The organism is Paracoccus sp. SSK6, assembly GCF_039770665.1.
GTDB lineage: Bacteria > Pseudomonadota > Alphaproteobacteria > Rhodobacterales > Rhodobacteraceae > Paracoccus.
In genome coordinates, this window is record NZ_JBDPNJ010000002.1 from 224,293 (window position 1) to 238,195 (window position 13,903).

19 protein-coding genes are annotated in these 13,903 nt (G+C 68.0%); 14 read left to right on the plus strand and 5 right to left on the minus strand.

The features are described from left to right. The first annotated feature begins 128 nt into the window (after positions 1-128). The 10 genes from AAIL68_RS02870 (at position 129) to AAIL68_RS02915 (ending at position 7,225) form a co-directional block, all read left to right on the plus strand. A complete protein-coding gene (locus AAIL68_RS02870; RefSeq protein ID WP_347137984.1) occupies positions 129-371 on the plus strand; it encodes a hypothetical protein in 243 nt (80 codons plus the stop codon). An 85-nt stretch (positions 372-456) separates the two neighbouring features. Beyond that, positions 457-1,038, plus strand: a complete 582-nt coding sequence (locus AAIL68_RS02875) for a hypothetical protein (RefSeq protein ID WP_347137985.1) — start codon at positions 457-459, stop codon at positions 1,036-1,038. 1,176 nt (positions 1,039-2,214) lie between these two features. After that, the gene (locus tag AAIL68_RS02880; protein WP_347137986.1) at positions 2,215-2,829 is read left to right on the plus strand and encodes a ribonuclease H-like domain-containing protein; all 615 of its coding nucleotides are present in this window, start codon (positions 2,215-2,217) and stop codon (positions 2,827-2,829) included. Positions 2,830-2,949: 120 nt separating this feature from the next. Continuing rightward, positions 2,950-3,849 carry a KpsF/GutQ family sugar-phosphate isomerase gene (locus tag AAIL68_RS02885; RefSeq protein ID WP_347138040.1) on the plus strand — a complete coding sequence of 300 codons (900 nt, stop codon included), beginning with the start codon at positions 2,950-2,952 and terminating at the stop codon, positions 3,847-3,849. A 3-nt stretch (positions 3,850-3,852) separates the two neighbouring features. Then, positions 3,853-4,431, plus strand: coding sequence for a hypothetical protein (locus tag AAIL68_RS02890; protein ID WP_347137987.1), 579 nt, complete (start codon positions 3,853-3,855; stop codon positions 4,429-4,431). Between the two features lie 19 nt (positions 4,432-4,450). Further along, positions 4,451-4,927: a lipopolysaccharide transport periplasmic protein LptA gene (lptA, locus tag AAIL68_RS02895; RefSeq protein WP_347137988.1), complete on the plus strand. Its 477-nt coding sequence runs from the start codon at positions 4,451-4,453 to the stop codon at positions 4,925-4,927. Then, entirely contained in the window at positions 4,927-5,676 is a 750-nt protein-coding gene (gene lptB / locus AAIL68_RS02900; protein ID WP_347137989.1) for an LPS export ABC transporter ATP-binding protein, read from the plus strand. The genes lptA and lptB overlap by 1 nt, the downstream gene beginning before the upstream one ends. Before the next feature lie 169 nt (positions 5,677-5,845). Continuing rightward, a complete protein-coding gene (raiA, locus tag AAIL68_RS02905; RefSeq protein WP_347137990.1) occupies positions 5,846-6,421 on the plus strand; it encodes a ribosome-associated translation inhibitor RaiA in 576 nt (191 codons plus the stop codon). Positions 6,422-6,509: 88 nt separating this feature from the next. After that, the gene (locus AAIL68_RS02910; RefSeq protein ID WP_347137991.1) at positions 6,510-6,974 is read left to right on the plus strand and encodes a PTS sugar transporter subunit IIA; all 465 of its coding nucleotides are present in this window, start codon (positions 6,510-6,512) and stop codon (positions 6,972-6,974) included. A 62-nt stretch (positions 6,975-7,036) separates the two neighbouring features. Then, on the plus strand, positions 7,037-7,225 hold the full coding sequence (locus AAIL68_RS02915) for a hypothetical protein (protein ID WP_347137992.1): 189 nt from the start codon (positions 7,037-7,039) through the stop codon (positions 7,223-7,225). A gap of 96 nt (positions 7,226-7,321) precedes the next feature. Here AAIL68_RS02915 and AAIL68_RS02920 read toward each other — a convergent pair whose 3' ends face one another. Together AAIL68_RS02920 and AAIL68_RS02925 are read right to left on the minus strand one after the other, a co-directional pair. Continuing rightward, positions 7,322-8,242: an FUSC family protein gene (locus AAIL68_RS02920; protein ID WP_347137993.1), complete on the minus strand. Its 921-nt coding sequence runs from the start codon at positions 8,240-8,242 to the stop codon at positions 7,322-7,324. A 49-nt stretch (positions 8,243-8,291) separates the two neighbouring features. Further along, positions 8,292-9,161: a branched-chain amino acid aminotransferase gene (locus AAIL68_RS02925; protein ID WP_347137994.1), complete on the minus strand. Its 870-nt coding sequence runs from the start codon at positions 9,159-9,161 to the stop codon at positions 8,292-8,294. Positions 9,162-9,317: 156 nt separating this feature from the next. Here AAIL68_RS02925 and AAIL68_RS02930 point away from each other — a divergent pair, with 156 nt between their 5' ends. Genes AAIL68_RS02930 through AAIL68_RS02940 form a run of 3 tightly spaced genes read left to right on the plus strand, consistent with a single transcriptional unit; the run spans position 9,318 to position 11,360 of the window. Then, complete coding sequence (locus AAIL68_RS02930; protein ID WP_347137995.1) at positions 9,318-9,830, plus strand: MarR family transcriptional regulator; 513 nt, start codon at positions 9,318-9,320, stop codon at positions 9,828-9,830. Between the two features lie 9 nt (positions 9,831-9,839). Further along, the gene (locus AAIL68_RS02935; RefSeq protein ID WP_347137996.1) at positions 9,840-10,547 is read left to right on the plus strand and encodes a response regulator; all 708 of its coding nucleotides are present in this window, start codon (positions 9,840-9,842) and stop codon (positions 10,545-10,547) included. 27 nt (positions 10,548-10,574) lie between these two features. Continuing rightward, positions 10,575-11,360 (plus strand): uracil-DNA glycosylase, encoded by a 786-nt coding sequence (locus AAIL68_RS02940; RefSeq protein WP_347138041.1) that lies wholly within the window; start codon positions 10,575-10,577, stop codon positions 11,358-11,360. A gap of 38 nt (positions 11,361-11,398) precedes the next feature. On the opposite strand, the gene AAIL68_RS02945 is transcribed toward AAIL68_RS02940, so the two are convergent. Beyond that, positions 11,399-12,181, minus strand: a complete 783-nt coding sequence (locus tag AAIL68_RS02945) for a protein-disulfide reductase DsbD domain-containing protein (protein WP_347137997.1) — start codon at positions 12,179-12,181, stop codon at positions 11,399-11,401. A 198-nt stretch (positions 12,182-12,379) separates the two neighbouring features. Between AAIL68_RS02945 and AAIL68_RS02950 the strand changes: the two genes are divergently transcribed. Then, a complete protein-coding gene (locus AAIL68_RS02950) occupies positions 12,380-12,910 on the plus strand; it encodes a YqgE/AlgH family protein (protein ID WP_347138042.1) in 531 nt (176 codons plus the stop codon). 7 nt (positions 12,911-12,917) lie between these two features. On the opposite strand, the gene msrA is transcribed toward AAIL68_RS02950, so the two are convergent. Further along, positions 12,918-13,424, minus strand: a complete 507-nt coding sequence (gene msrA / locus AAIL68_RS02955) for a peptide-methionine (S)-S-oxide reductase MsrA (protein WP_347137998.1) — start codon at positions 13,422-13,424, stop codon at positions 12,918-12,920. Further along, the gene (msrB, locus tag AAIL68_RS02960; protein ID WP_347137999.1) at positions 13,421-13,891 is read right to left on the minus strand and encodes a peptide-methionine (R)-S-oxide reductase MsrB; all 471 of its coding nucleotides are present in this window, start codon (positions 13,889-13,891) and stop codon (positions 13,421-13,423) included. Before msrB ends, msrA begins: the two co-directional genes overlap by 4 nt. Between the last annotated feature and the right edge of the window lie 12 nt (positions 13,892-13,903).

Genomic DNA, 13,903 nt, shown 5'->3' on the forward strand with positions numbered 1-13,903 from the left:
GACGCGGCTGGTCCACCGGCGGGCGCCACCCCCAGCCTGCGGCACCGCACAAGAGGCCCGTGGCGCGGTGCTGCCATGCCTGGCGCACCCCTAACCAGCGGTCCCTCTCTCTGGCAGGGCTCTCCGACATGGCTGATCCTGATGACCTCGAAGGCGACGCCGGCACGGTCATCCATCTGGCGCCTGAAGGCATCATCTCCCACCCCCGGACCTTGGGGGCCTTGATGACGGAGGAACTGCTGGCACCTTCCTCCCGCCTGCCGAATTCGTCGCGTCAGGTGCGGGGACGGATGGCGGTGGGCCAGCCGATGGGCGACGCGAGGCTCCGGGCTGGGGCGGCGGCTTCGCATACGACTTTAGTTAACCATTGATCCCCGGCGGGAACATTGCCCAAGGCGGTGCGTTCCGGGCGATGCCTCGCAGAGGACGAGGCGTCATCATCTTCGGGAGGATCAGATGAAACCCATCTATACGGGCCTTGTCGGCGCAGCCTTTCTGGCCCTGACAGGCGTTGCCGCACAAGCCGATTGCGCGGCTGATCTGGCTGCCATGACGGGCGGCGACCATGGCGGAGGGATTTCGAAGGATGGATCCCTGGCGCCGCTGGAAGGCGCCGACAGCACAACCTCCGGCACCGCCGCCAACGATGCCACGGCCAGCACCGGGGCCGCAGCCGACAGCGGAACGGCAGCCGACACTGACAGCGCGGCTGCTGGCGACAGCACGGCGGGCGCCTCGGGTGCCACCAGCGGGGCTGCCTCGACCGATACCGCCGCAGCGGGGGATGGCGGGGGCATCGCCAAGGATGGCACGCACACGCCGCTGGAAGGCGCGGACGGACAGCAGCCGGGCGTCGCCATGTCGGGCGCCGATGCCCAGGCCCAGCAGGAGGGCAAGCCGACGGCGAGCGAACAGGCGGCAGGCTCCGCCGGTGGTTCGGATCGCGACATGCATATCGAACAGGCCCGCGCCGCCCTTGCTGCCGGCGACGAGGCGGCCTGCATGAAGCATCTTGAGGAAGCCAAGGCCGCGTCCTGACGCCTGGCGGGCATAAACCGTGGCGATGCCGATACGCAGCCCGTTGCCGACCCTTCGGGAAGGGGCTGCGAGGAAATCCTCGGCCCCTTCGCCCGCGTGTCGGGCGACGGAGTCGGGGTGGGCGGGCACCGCCACGGGCAGCAGCAGCTGATACATGTCGCGCGGCTGTCCTGTTCGCGCGACCTGATCTGAGGCGCGCCGCAGCCAAGCCGGCCACGAACCGCCGCCCCTTGCCATGTCCTGCGCGTCAAGCTGCGGGGACAAGCCTGGCAGCGGCAGCCCGGGTTGCGCTGTGCGAAGGCCAAGGCGGGCATTGGCGGCGATCCAGAAGGGCCGCCCGTTCGACGATCCCCACCCGGAGGGCCTCCGGTCAGGTCGTGCATCAGATCCGCGATCTGGCGGTCGGAAGCGGCCATGACGGCAAGAGTGATGCGTGGATCGGCAGCGGGATGTCTGCTGCGGGACCGGAAAGGAGGCGGGACGGCGCCCTACGGAACCGGGTTATGGGCAAGGCAATCGACAGCAACAGCCCTTGGACCGTTGACAGCGCGCCGATCACCGTGTGCCCTGTGCATGACCAGCCGCACCTGGCGGTCGGCCCGTTCGGTCGGCGCAACACTGGCAACAGCGGGTCGGAGAGCGCTGCGCCCGATCGGCAGGTGCAGGGGCATTTGCGGCAGGCAGGGCCGCAGCCAGCATGTCGGGCAGGACGGGCGGCCGTTCAAGCGGTATTCGTCCGGTCCCAGACCACAGGACTGGGGGAACCGGCCTGCTGGTGGGTCTGTCGTGCGGCCAAGCCGAGTTTCGCCGCCGCCCGGCCCTTCTGGCCGGAACGGGGAAGAAGATCAGCAGCACCAGGTTCACTCCGTCAGCGCCGGATCGATGGGTGGCGGCGGTGCGGGTGCTTTCGGGCAGGCTCACGACCAAGACGGCGCCGTGCAGGTCCGGGGAGAGGTCAGGCCGGGGACGGAGAGCGCAATCCTTGCTGTTCGTTGTCTCGACCCAAGGCGGTATCTACGGCGGCGCTTGAATCGGATCAGTCCGTGGCGATGCACCGGGTGCCGATGTGCTGGTCCTTGCCGCCCCAGGCGGCCCATGGGCGATTCCCACTGGATTGCGGCGGCGCTTTCTGGTCAGAGGGGCGCCAGGCGCAGCTTGGCCCGGACGGACGACGCGATGAGCATACATCTTTACCAGAGTGACCTTCCCGAAGACCTGGTCCTTGGCCCGGTCGTGGCCATCGACACCGAGACGATGGGCCTTGACCCGCGCCGCGACCGGCTGTGCCTGGTGCAGCTGTCCAGCGGCGACGGCGACGCGCATCTGGTCCAGATCGAGCGCGGCCAGACCGAGGCGCCGAACCTGTGCCGGATGCTGACCGACCCGAAGGTGCTGAAGCTGTTCCATTTCGGCCGCTTCGACATCGCCGCGCTGGAAAACGCCTTTGGCGTGGTCACGGCGCCGGTCTGGTGCACCAAGATCGCGTCCAAGCTGGTGCGCACCTATACTGACCGCCACGGGCTGAAATACCTGCTGAACGAGCTGGTGGGCGTGGATGTCAGCAAGCAGCAGCAGACCAGCGACTGGGGGGCGGCGGATCTGACGGATGCGCAACTGGAATATGCGGCATCCGACGTGCTGCACCTGCACAAGCTGAAGGACGCGCTGGAAGAACGGCTGCGGCGGGAAAACCGCATGGGGCTGGCGCAGGCCTGCTTCGATTTCCTGCCCGCCCGCGCCCATCTGGACCTGCTGGGCTGGGGGGATGAAAACGACATCTTCCGGCATTAAGTGCCGGGCAGCCGGGGGCGCTTCGCCCCCGGACCCTCCGAGGATATTTGCTGCACAGAAGATAAGGCGGACGGCGTGGCGGATTACATCGAGACAGCGCGGCGGGTGATCCGTTGCGAAATGACCGGGCTGGAGGCACTGGCTGCAGGGCTGTCGGACGACTTTCAACGCGCCGTCGATCTGATCCTGGGTGCGCGGGGACGCGTCATCGTGTCGGGCATGGGCAAGTCGGGCCATGTCGGGCGCAAGATCGCGGCCACGCTGGCTTCGACCGGAACGCCCGCGCAGTTCGTCCATCCGGCCGAGGCGAGCCATGGCGACCTGGGCATGGTCACGCAATCGGACGTGGCCCTGGTCCTGTCCAACAGTGGCGAGACGCCGGAACTGGCCGACCTGATCGCCCATACGCGGCGCTTCGAGATCCCGCTGATCGGCGTCGCCTCTCGCCCCGAGTCGACCCTGCTGCGGCAGGCGGACGTGGCCCTGGTGCTGCCCGCAGCGGCCGAGGCCTGCGGCAGCGGCATCGTGCCCACGACCTCCACCACCATGACGCTGGCGCTTGGCGATGCCTTGGCAGTCGCGCTGATGGAGCACCGGCAGTTCACGCCCGAACATTTCCGCACCTTCCATCCCGGCGGCAAGCTGGGCGCGCGGCTGGCCAAGGTGGGCGACCTGATGCACCGCGACATGCCGCTGGTGGCGGAGGGTGCGCCGATGGCGGATGCGCTGCTGGTCATCAGCCAGAAGGGTTTCGGCGTGACCGGCGTGACCGACAAGGCCGGGCACCTGACGGGCATCATCACCGATGGCGACCTGCGCCGCCACATGGACGGCCTGCTGGACCACTGCGCGGCCGAGGTGATGACCCCCGGTCCCCGCGTGATCGCCCCGGATGCCCTGGCCGAATCGGCCCTGGCGCAGATGCAGGACCGCAAGATCACCTGCCTGTTCGTCGTGGCCGACGGCCTGCCGCAGGGGATCCTGCATATCCACGACTGCCTTCGCGCCGGGATCGCCTGAGCCATGAACCGCACTCGCATCGTCCGCTGGCTGCGCGTGCTGCTGCCGCTGGCGGCCCTTGCGATGCTGTCCACGCTGTTCCTGTTCTCGCGCGGGGGGGACAGCGTATCGCAGATCCCCTATGCCGATGTGGAGGCCGAGGCGAGGGCCCGCGACCCGCGCCTGGTGGCGCCCGAATATGCGGGCGTGACGGATGACGGGGCCAGCCTGACCCTGCGCGCGACCGAGGCCGCGCCGGGCGGCGATGCGAAGGGCGGCGGCACGGCCCGCGACCTGCGGCTGGACTGGCAGCGCCCGGACGGGCTGCGCGCCGACCTGACCGCGCCCCAGGCCGGGCTGGCGGATGGCGCGATCCGGCTGGGCGGCGGGGTGCGCATGACGACCTCGACCGGATGGACGCTGGACGCCGCCAGCGTCGAGGCCGCGACCGACCGATCCCGCATCGCCGCCGAGGAGGGAGTGGAGGCCCAAGCGCCGTTTGGCACCCTGTCGGCGCAGCGGATGGAGCTTGTGCCGGACGGGGACAAGAATGCTTCGATCTTGAATTTCTCGGGCGATGTCCGTCTGATATACCAGCCCTGACCCATCGAAGGACAAGCCGATGCTGCGCCCCCTGCTGACAGCCCTGATCCTGGCCGCCGCCCCGGCTGTCGCGCAGAACGTGAGCTTCGGGGGGATGCGCGCCGATACCAAGGCCCCGGTCGAGGTCGCGGCCGACAACCTGTCGGTCAACCAGGCCGATGGCAGCGCGGTCTTTACCGGCAATGTGGTGATCGGCCAGGGCGAGATGCGCCTGTCCGCCGACACGGTGACGGTGATCTATGCCGAGGGCGGGCAAAGCCGCATCCGCTCGCTGGACGCCAAGGGAAACGTGACGCTGGTGTCGGGCCCGGACGCGGCCGAGGCGCAGGCCGCGACCTATGACGTGGAATCGGGCAATGTCACGCTGACCGGCGACGTGGTGCTGACGCAAGGCGGCAACGTGCTGACGGGCGACAAGATGCTGGTGAACCTGGGCTCGGGCACCGCGCAGGTCCAGGGCCGGGTGCGGTCCGTCCTGCAGCCGGGCGGCAACTGATGCGGGGGGCGCAAGCGCGAACGGGCGACGGGCTGAAGGTCCGGGGCTTGCGCAAGTCCTATCGCAACCGCCCGGTGATCCGCGACGTGTCCGTCGATTTGGCGCGCGGAGAGGTCGTGGCCCTGCTGGGTCCGAACGGATCGGGCAAGACCACCTGCTTCTACTGCATCGCGGGCCTTGTGCCGCCCGATGCGGGGCAGGTGCTGATCGACGGGCAGGACGCCACGCGGCTGCCGATGTTCCGGCGTGCGCGGATGGGCATCGGCTATCTGCCGCAGGAAATGTCGATCTTTCGCGGGCTGACGGTCGAACAGAACATCATGGCCGTGCTGGAGGTCGTCCACGAGGATCCCCGCCACCGTCGCGACCGCCTGGAGGAGCTGCTGGGCGATTTCTCCATCGGCCATCTGCGCGGCGCGCCTGCGCTGGCGCTGTCGGGTGGCGAACGCCGCAGGGCGGAAATCGCGCGCTGCCTGGCGTCCGACCCCAGCTTCCTGCTGCTGGACGAACCCTTCGCGGGCGTCGATCCCATCGCCGTGGGCGAGATCCGGGGCCTTGTCCACGACCTGAAGTCGCGCGGCATCGGCGTGCTGATTACCGACCACAACGTGCGCGAGACGCTGGGCATCGTGGACCGCGCCTATATCCTGCATGACGGGCATGTGCTGATGTCGGGCAGCACCGAGCAGATCGTCGCCGATCCCAAGGTGCGCGAGGTTTATCTGGGCGAAGGCTTCCGCCTGGCCTGATTCCGAAATCGGCTCGCGCGAATGTGCGTGCCGGTTGACAGAACCGATCCGCTGTCACCAGATTGATTCATGCGGGTTTGGCAGGAACCCCAACCCGCCGCTTCCGTTTCCGCCCTGTGCCGGCAGACGGGCCGGCGCATGGCAAGACGGGCAACCGAGAGGAAAGACGATGCGCTATACCATCAGCGGAAAACAGATCGACATCGGCGATGCGCTTTCGACGCATGTGAAGACGCAAGTGGGCGAAACGGTCGGCAAGTATTCCCAGCGTCCCACGGATGCCACGATCACCTTCTCGAAGGATGCCCACCAGTTCATGTGCGACGCCGTGGTGCATCTGTCCACCGGCCTGAACGTGACCGCCCGTGGCGCCGCCACCGAGATCTATGCCGCCTTCGAGGCCTGCCGCGAGAAGATGGACAAGCAGCTTCGCCGCTACAAGCGCCGCCTGAAGGATCACCACAAGGACAGGTCCGAGCCGGTTGAATTCGCCCAGGCCGGCATGTATGTGCTGGCCGCTGACGAGGATGAATGGGAAGCGCAGGACAGCGGCCTGCAGCCCATCATCATCGCCGAGATGGAGACCCGCGTGCCGACCCTGTCAGTTGGCGACGCGGTGATGCAGATGGAACTTGCCGGGACGCCGCTGCTTGTGTTTCGGAACGAAAAGCACGGGGGCGTCAATGTCGTCCATCGCCGCGACGACGGCAATGTGGGATGGATCGACCCGCGCGGGAACGGCTGACGCCGCCCGACCGGACGCCTGACCGAAGAACCCAGACCGCCCCCGGCATCCTGCGCGGGGGCGCTTGAACATTGGAAAGACGAAAGCCATGCTGCTGACCGAAATCCTCAAACCGGGCGCCGTGCGTTCCCTGGGTCAGGTGACCTCGAAGAAGCGGCTGTTCCAGGAACTGGCGGAACTGGCCCATGCCGAATACGGGCTGAACGCCAGCGAGGTTCTGGACGCGCTGCAGGAACGCGAAAGCCTGGGCCCGACCGGGGTGGGGCAGGGGGTCGCGCTGCCGCATGCCCGCCTGCACGGCCTGGACCGCGTGGTGGGCCTGTTCGTGCGGCTGGAAAAGCCCCTGGATTTCGACGCGGTGGACCGCCAGCCGGTGGATCTGGTCTTCGGCCTGCTGGCGCCCGAATCCAGCGGCGTCGATCACCTCAAGGCGCTTGCGCTTGTGTCCCGCACCCTGCGCGACACCGACCTGCGCGCCAAGCTGCGCGCCAATGACGACGCGGTCAAGCTGCACGCCGTCCTGTCGGCGGCGCAGGGCATCAAGGCCGCCTAAGGGTTTTGATCGGCGCCGATTCGGGCCTATACAGGGGTCTCCACCTTGTCAGGAGGCCGAAGATGACCAAGCCGATCAGCGACAGGCCCGAGGAAAAGGGCACCATCCGCCTGCGCGAATTCACCCGCCAGGACCGGGAATCGGGCATTCACCCGGCGATCATGGCGCTGCGGGCGCGCCCGCAGACGCGCGGCGAGGTGAACCGCAAGGCCGTGGAATACGCCCGGATCGAACGCGGGCATATGAGCTAGGAAGCGGCAGGCGGGGTTAGGCCGCCCGGGAAGGGCGGCCTTTTCATGACGGGGCGATGCGCCGGAATGCGGCGGTAAAGAAAAAGGCGGCAACGATCATCGCCATGCCGCCAAGGACATGGGCCTGGACGCCCTGCCCGGCGGTCCCGGCCTCTGCCGCAAGCAGAAGCACATGTTGGCGTCCAGTCCGAAGGGCGCCGCGCGGGGATGGCTGCGCAGGAGGGCGCCTGCCGCGATGGAGGGCAGCGCCAGCAGCAGCGCCATTCCGGCGGGATCGGGCAGGGCCGCATCCATCCCGCGATAGATCAGGGCGGCGGCCACGCCGATCGCGGCTCCGATGGGCATATGGTTCAGGATCGGCGCTGGGTTGCGGCTCGAGGCGATCAGCAGGCTGAAGACACAAAGCGACAGGGCGATGCCAAGACCCGCAGGCCCGCCCATCAGGTGCAGCAGGATGCCGCCCAGCAAGGCGGTTGCCGCTGCGATCATGCCCCGATGCAAGACAACCCGGACGGGGGGCGCTGCCAACGGCCGGGGGTCCGACGGGCGCGGCGGCGTGAAGGGGAAGGTAAAGGCGGTCACCGCCACCACGCCGATGATGGTGCAGATCAGCCGCCCCTGCGCCAATGCCAGGGCATCGACGGCATGATCCAGCGCCGGGACCACGATCACCGCCACGGTGATCGCCGCCAGCAGCACGCCATAGCTGTAGACCGTTCCGATGGAATAGGCCGCCGCCGCGCCAAGGCCGCCTGTCAGCGCCAGCGCCGCGATCCTGGCGGAAGGGTCGGGCAGGGCGATGAGAATCCACCAGCCGAGCGCGGCGCCCAGGGCGGTTCCCGCCACCCGCAAGACGGCGCGCAGCACGAGATCCTGGCGAAAGGGCTGTGCCACGACCCAGACAGGCATGGCCGCCCAGAACGGGCTGGGCAGTCCCATCAGAACGGCAACCGTCAGCGCCGCCGAGGCCGCGGCGCCAAGCTGCAAGGCCCGGAAGATCCAGAAGGGCGCTTTCATGGACAGGCCTGCGGTGAAAGGGCCGCCTTGCGGCGACCCGTGGCGGCAATCAGGCCCGCACCAGGCGCTCGTAATCTTCGCTGATCTTCCGCGTGGTCTGGCCCACCTGGAAATGCCAGTCGCCGATCTGCCCGACCGGGGTGACCTCGGCCGCCGTTCCGGTCAGGAAGCATTCCTGGAAATCCTCCAGCTCCTCGGGGCGGATGCGGCGTTCGTGGACCGTGGTGCCGCCATCCTTCAGCATCTGGATGATCGTCTGGCGGGTGATGCCGTTCAGGAAGCGGTCGGCAAGCGGGGTGTGGACCTCTCCGTCCTTGATGAAGAAGATGTTGGCGCCGGTCGCCTCGGCCACATAGCCTTCCCAATCCATGAACAGCGCGTCCGAACAGCCCTTCGCCTCGGCGGCGTGCTTGGACATGGTGCAGATCATGTAAAGGCCCGCGGCCTTCGCGGCGGTCGGGATCGTTTCCGGGGAGGGGCGCTTCCACTTGGCCACGTCCAGTTTCGCGCCCTGCCACTTGGCATCGCCGTAATAGCTGCCCCATTCCCAGGCGGCCACCGCCATGCGGACCTTGTTGCGCGCCGCCGACACGCCCATGTCGGGGCCCGAGCCGCGCCACATCACCGCGCGGACATAGGCGTTGTCAAAGCCGTTGGCCTTCAGCACGGCCTCCTTCGCGGCGTCGATTTCGGCGGCGGAGTAGGGCGATTCCATGTCCAGCAGGCGGGCCGATTCGATCAGCCGCAGCGAATGTTCGTGGCCCTTGAAGATCTTGCCGTCATAGCAGCGCTCACCCTCGAAGACCGAGCTTGCGTAATGCAGGGCGTGGGTCAGGATATGCACATTCGCGTCGCGCCAATCGACCAGTTCGCCATCCATCCAGATCTTGCCGTCGCGATCGTCATATGCCGCCGTCATCGTTCTTCTCCAATCACTATCCCGGATTTTTCGATTCTTGCGCGGGTCGCCGAGGATCGGCCCTTTTGTTGCGCGAAGCCCTTGACGGCTAGCAATCGAATCTTGGAAAGTCAACATCGCTGTCCTATCAGGGGGCAGGGGCGAAAGGGGTGGCAAATGGCCGAAACGCTGCGCGTTCATACCATGGTGGGCGAGGATCTGCTGTTCCTGACCGACGACCAGATTCGTCGCGGGATCGAGGCGATGTTCTTCGCCTATCGCGCCTTCACGGCCGATCCCGACCTGATCCTGGCCGACATGGATTATGGCCGCGCCCATCACCGCGCGCTGCATTTCATCCACCGCGATCCGGGGCTGACCGTCACGTCGCTGCTGGCGGTTCTGGGCGTGACCAAGCAGTCGCTGAACCGGGTGCTGCGTACGCTGATCGAGGACGGGTTGGTCGAAAGCCGCGTGGGCCGCCGCGACCGGCGCGAACGGCTGCTGTTCCTGACCGACAAGGGCACCGCCCTGGAACGCCGGTTGTCCGAGGCGCAGCGGGCGCGGATGCGGCAGGCCTATCGCGCGGCGGGCCCGCAGTCGGTGGCGGGCTTTCGTCAGGTGCTGGAGGCGATGATGGACCCCGAGACGCGGGCACAGTATCAGTCGATGAAGGATCTGCCCGAATAAAGGCCCGCCATGAGCCAGAACGATGCCCATCTGCTGATCGTCGATGACGACGAACGCATCCGCGCGCTGCTGGGCCGGTTCCTGCGCAAGAACGGCTTTCTGGTGACGGGGGCGCGCGATGCGGCCCAAGCCCGCCGTCTGCTGGCCGGGCTGGAATTCGACATGATCGTTCTGGACGTGATGATGCCGGGCGAAGACGGCTTCGCCCTGACCCGCAGCTTGCGCGAAACGCTGACCACGCCGATCCTGCTGCTGACCGCGCGGGGCGAGACAGAGGACCGCATCACGGGGTTGGAGGTCGGCGCGGACGATTACCTGCCCAAGCCCTTCGAGCCGCGCGAATTGCTGCTGCGCATCAACGCGATCCTGCGCCGCATCCCCGCGCCCGAGGTGCATCAGCCCAAGTTCCTGACGCTGGGGGCGCTGCGCTACGACCTCGACAAGGGCGAATTGTGGCAGGGCGAGAATCACCTGCGCCTGACCGGCACCGAACAGGCGCTGCTGCGCCGCCTTGCCGCCAGCAAGGGCGAGCCCGTCAGCCGCGCCGACCTGATCGAGGATCTGGGCCGTGGCGGCGCGGGGGACGAGGCCGAGAATTCCGAACGCGCCATCGACGTGCAGATCACCCGCCTGCGCCGCAAGATCGAGCCCGACCCGCGCGAGCCGCGTTTCCTGCAGACCGTGCGCGGCACGGGCTACATGCTGGTGGTGGACTAGGGCGTGGAGCGGCTGACCTGGCAAGGAATCGACCTTGACGCGGATACCGCGCTTGCGCTGCTGGAATGGCAGGCCGAGATGGGCGTGGACGAACCCGTGGGGGATGCCCCCGTGGACCGCTTCGACCTGGCGGCGCGGCTGGATGCCCCTGCGCCGCCCCCGCCCGCACCCGCCGTCCTGCGGCTGGAGCCCGAGGACGACGGCCTGCCCGCCCGCGTGGCCCAGGCCGAACGACTGGCGGCGGGGGCCGACACGCTGGACGCGCTTGCCGCCGCGCAGGAGGGATTTGACGGGATCGAGCTGAAGAAGGGCGCGCGCAATTTCTGCTTTGCGGACGGCAATCCGGCGGCGCGCGTCCTGATCCTGGGCGAGGCGCCGGGGGACGAGGAGGACCGCCAGGGCCGCCCCTTCGTGGGCCGCGCCGGGCAGTTGCTGGACCGGATGTTCGATGCCATCGGCCTGTCGCGCCGCGCGGTCGATGCGGAAAAGGCGCTGTATATCACCAATGTCCTGACCTGGCGCCCGCCCGGCAACCGCGACCCGCAGCTCGACGAGATTGCGATGAGCCTGCCTTTCGTCCGCCGTCACATCGAACTGGCCGCGCCCGACCTGATCGTGCTGATGGGCAACATCGCCTGCGATGCGGCCATCGGGCGGCGCGGCATCCTGCGGCTGCGCGGGAACTGGACCGAAGCCTTTGGCCGTCCCGCCCTGCCCATGACGCACCCGGCCTATCTGCTGCGCAATCCCCCCGCCAAGCGCGAGGCCTGGGCGGATCTGTTGTCGCTGTCGGCGCGGCTGGACGGGCGCTGACAGGCCGCAGGGGTGGCAAGGTGCGTGTGAACGCGCCCCTATCCCGCGCAGCCCCGCATCTCGATCGCGCCCTGATCGTCGATCAGGGTGAAAACCAGATCCTGCGCGGGCAGGTCAAATGGCGCCGCCTTGGAGGGAACCACATCGGCGGTCAGGATCGTCTTGTCCTGTGCCCTCTGGATGTCCGTGCTGGACACCCAGGCCTCGCTGCCCGCCAGTTCGATGGCGGCCAGCGTGACGGGGCGGGGCAGGGTGGCGGTGACGCGCATCCCGTCCTCGATCGGCTGGACCGCGCAATCGGGACGATCAGGGGCGGGCTCGGGCTCCTGGTCCATCGCGGCCTGGATCACCGGGTCGGGCGCGGCGCCGGGCGCATCGGCCCGCAGCGCGACATGGGCCGGGACGCAGATGTCCTTGCACAGCCCGAAATCCACCGACACCGCCAGATCGACCGGCTGGCCGGGATCGGCGGGCGCGGCGGTGAAGGGCAGCACCAGGCGGTCGTGATAGCCAAGCGCAAGGCCGTCGCCCGATGGAACCGCCTGCGGCGCGGGCCAGTGCAGCGCGACATGGTCCAGATTCGCCGATGCCGTCCAGTCGAAGACCGGCGGCAAGCCGCTGTCGCCGGGGCTGCGCCAATAGGTCTTCCATCCGGGTTCAAGCTGGAACTCGAGGGCGGCAATGCGGCTTCCGTCTGGCTGGAGCCAACCGGGCAGGATGCGCGCGCCTGTCAGGCCGGGCGGGCCTTCGGCCGCCAGCGGCAGCGCCGAAAGGCCAAGGCAGGCCAGAGAACAGGCGAGGGAAAGGGTGATGCGGAACATGGTCCATGGGTAGCGGTTGCCTGACTGGGAATGAAGTCACAAAGCCGCGCGGCACTTGCAACAAGACGCCCGAAGCCCGATCTAACAAGGAAAGGAGACCAGATGAGCAGCACCTCTGATGCCTATGGCCGCAGCCCCGAACGCCGCCTTTCCGGCGATGACGGGCAGACCAATCTGACCGGCAAGGTCTTGATCGCCATGCCGGGCATGGCCGATCCGCGCTTCGAACGCTCGGTCGTGCTGGTCTGCGCGCATACGGATGAAGGCGCCATGGGGCTGGTGCTGAACCGTCCCCTGCCGGAGATCGACTTCGGCGATCTTCTGGAACAGCTTGGCATCGAAAGCGACGCGACCGCCCGGCGGATCGAGGTGCGCTTCGGCGGGCCGGTCGAACCGGGGCGCGGCTTCGTGCTGCACAATGTCCCCGAACATGGCGACGACCCCGAAGGGCGGCTGCGCATCGGCCGGACCCTGGCGATGACCACCACGCGCGACATCCTGGAGGATCTGGCCCATGGCCATGGCCCCGCATCCGCCGTTCTGGTGCTGGGTTATGCGGGCTGGGGGCCGGGCCAACTGGAATCCGAGATGCTGCAGAACGGCTGGCTGACCGGCGACGGGGCCGAAGACCTGATCTTCGGCGCCGATCACCATGACAAATGGCAAAGCGCGCTGCGCGCCCAGGGCATCGACCCGTCCCTGCTCTCCGCCGCGGCGGGCCGCGCCTGAACGCCGCCTATTCGGCGGCGCTGCGTTTCGGCAGCACCCAGTTCGGGCGCGGGAAGTGGCAGGTATAGCCGTTGGGGAAGCGTTCCAGGTAATCCTGATGTTCCGGCTCGGCTTCCCAGAAATCCCCCACGGGTTCCAGTTCCGTCACCACGCGCCCCGGCCACAGGCCCGATGCGTTGACATCGGCAATGGTTTCCTCGGCCACACGCTTCTGGTCGTCGTTCGCATAGTAGATGGCGGAGCGATAGCTGGGGCCGATGTCGTTGCCCTGCCGGTTCGGCGTGGTGGGGTCGTGGATCTGGAAGAACACCTCCAGCAGCTTGCGATAGCTGAGGATGGAGGGGTCGAAGATCACCTCGATCCCCTCGGCATGGTTGCCGTGGTTGCGATAGGTGGCATTCGCGACCTCGCCGCCCGTATAGCCCACGCGCGTGGAAATCACGCCGGGCAGGCGGCGGATCAGATCCTGCATCCCCCAGAAGCAGCCGCCCGCAAGAACCGCCCGTTCGCTCATCGTGCCGCCTCCTCGACCTGGCTCAGATACTGGCCATAGCCCTCGGCCTCCATCCGGTCGCGCGGCACGAAGCGCAGCGAGGCCGAGTTGATGCAATAGCGCAACCCGCCCGCCTCGCGCGGGCCGTCGGGGAAGACATGGCCCAGGTGGCTGTCGCCGTGTTTCGAGCGGACCTCGGTGCGCACCATGCCATAGGACACGTCGCGGTGTTCGGTCACGGTGTCGTCGATGGGCTTGGTGAAGGCCGGCCAGCCGCAGCCGGAATTGTATTTTGCGGATGATGCGAACAGCGGCTCGCCCGAGACCACGTCCACATAGATGCCGGGTTCGAAATGGTGGTCGTATTCGCCGGTAAAGGCGCGTTCGGTGCCGTTTTCCTGGGTGACGCGATACTGCTCGGGCGTCAGCCGCGCCAGGGCGTCGGCGGTCTTTTCATAGGCCATGCTTGTCCTCCGCTGGTCCTTCATGGTCCCCATATG

Excerpts from the sequence above, each read along its gene's own strand:
- AAIL68_RS02870 (WP_347137984.1), top strand. The coding sequence starts at position 129 with ATGGCTGATCCTGATGACCTCGAAGGCGACGCCGGCACGGTCATCCAT.
- AAIL68_RS02875 (WP_347137985.1), top strand. The coding sequence starts at position 457 with ATGAAACCCATCTATACGGGCCTTGTCGGCGCAGCCTTTCTGGCCCTG.
- AAIL68_RS02880 (WP_347137986.1), top strand. The coding sequence starts at position 2,215 with ATGAGCATACATCTTTACCAGAGTGACCTTCCCGAAGACCTGGTCCTT.
- AAIL68_RS02885 (WP_347138040.1), top strand. The coding sequence starts at position 2,950 with ATGACCGGGCTGGAGGCACTGGCTGCAGGGCTGTCGGACGACTTTCAA.
- AAIL68_RS02890 (WP_347137987.1), top strand. The coding sequence starts at position 3,853 with ATGAACCGCACTCGCATCGTCCGCTGGCTGCGCGTGCTGCTGCCGCTG.
- lptA (WP_347137988.1), top strand. The coding sequence starts at position 4,451 with ATGCTGCGCCCCCTGCTGACAGCCCTGATCCTGGCCGCCGCCCCGGCT.
- lptB (WP_347137989.1), top strand. The coding sequence starts at position 4,927 with ATGCGGGGGGCGCAAGCGCGAACGGGCGACGGGCTGAAGGTCCGGGGC.
- raiA (WP_347137990.1), top strand. The coding sequence starts at position 5,846 with ATGCGCTATACCATCAGCGGAAAACAGATCGACATCGGCGATGCGCTT.
- AAIL68_RS02910 (WP_347137991.1), top strand. The coding sequence starts at position 6,510 with ATGCTGCTGACCGAAATCCTCAAACCGGGCGCCGTGCGTTCCCTGGGT.
- AAIL68_RS02915 (WP_347137992.1), top strand. The coding sequence starts at position 7,037 with ATGACCAAGCCGATCAGCGACAGGCCCGAGGAAAAGGGCACCATCCGC.
- AAIL68_RS02920 (WP_347137993.1), bottom strand. The coding sequence starts at position 8,242 with ATGAAAGCGCCCTTCTGGATCTTCCGGGCCTTGCAGCTTGGCGCCGCG.
- AAIL68_RS02925 (WP_347137994.1), bottom strand. The coding sequence starts at position 9,161 with ATGACGGCGGCATATGACGATCGCGACGGCAAGATCTGGATGGATGGC.
- AAIL68_RS02930 (WP_347137995.1), top strand. The coding sequence starts at position 9,318 with ATGGCCGAAACGCTGCGCGTTCATACCATGGTGGGCGAGGATCTGCTG.
- AAIL68_RS02935 (WP_347137996.1), top strand. The coding sequence starts at position 9,840 with ATGAGCCAGAACGATGCCCATCTGCTGATCGTCGATGACGACGAACGC.
- AAIL68_RS02945 (WP_347137997.1), bottom strand. The coding sequence starts at position 12,181 with ATGTTCCGCATCACCCTTTCCCTCGCCTGTTCTCTGGCCTGCCTTGGC.
- AAIL68_RS02950 (WP_347138042.1), top strand. The coding sequence starts at position 12,380 with ATGCCGGGCATGGCCGATCCGCGCTTCGAACGCTCGGTCGTGCTGGTC.
- msrA (WP_347137998.1), bottom strand. The coding sequence starts at position 13,424 with ATGAGCGAACGGGCGGTTCTTGCGGGCGGCTGCTTCTGGGGGATGCAG.
- msrB (WP_347137999.1), bottom strand. The coding sequence starts at position 13,891 with ATGAAGGACCAGCGGAGGACAAGCATGGCCTATGAAAAGACCGCCGAC.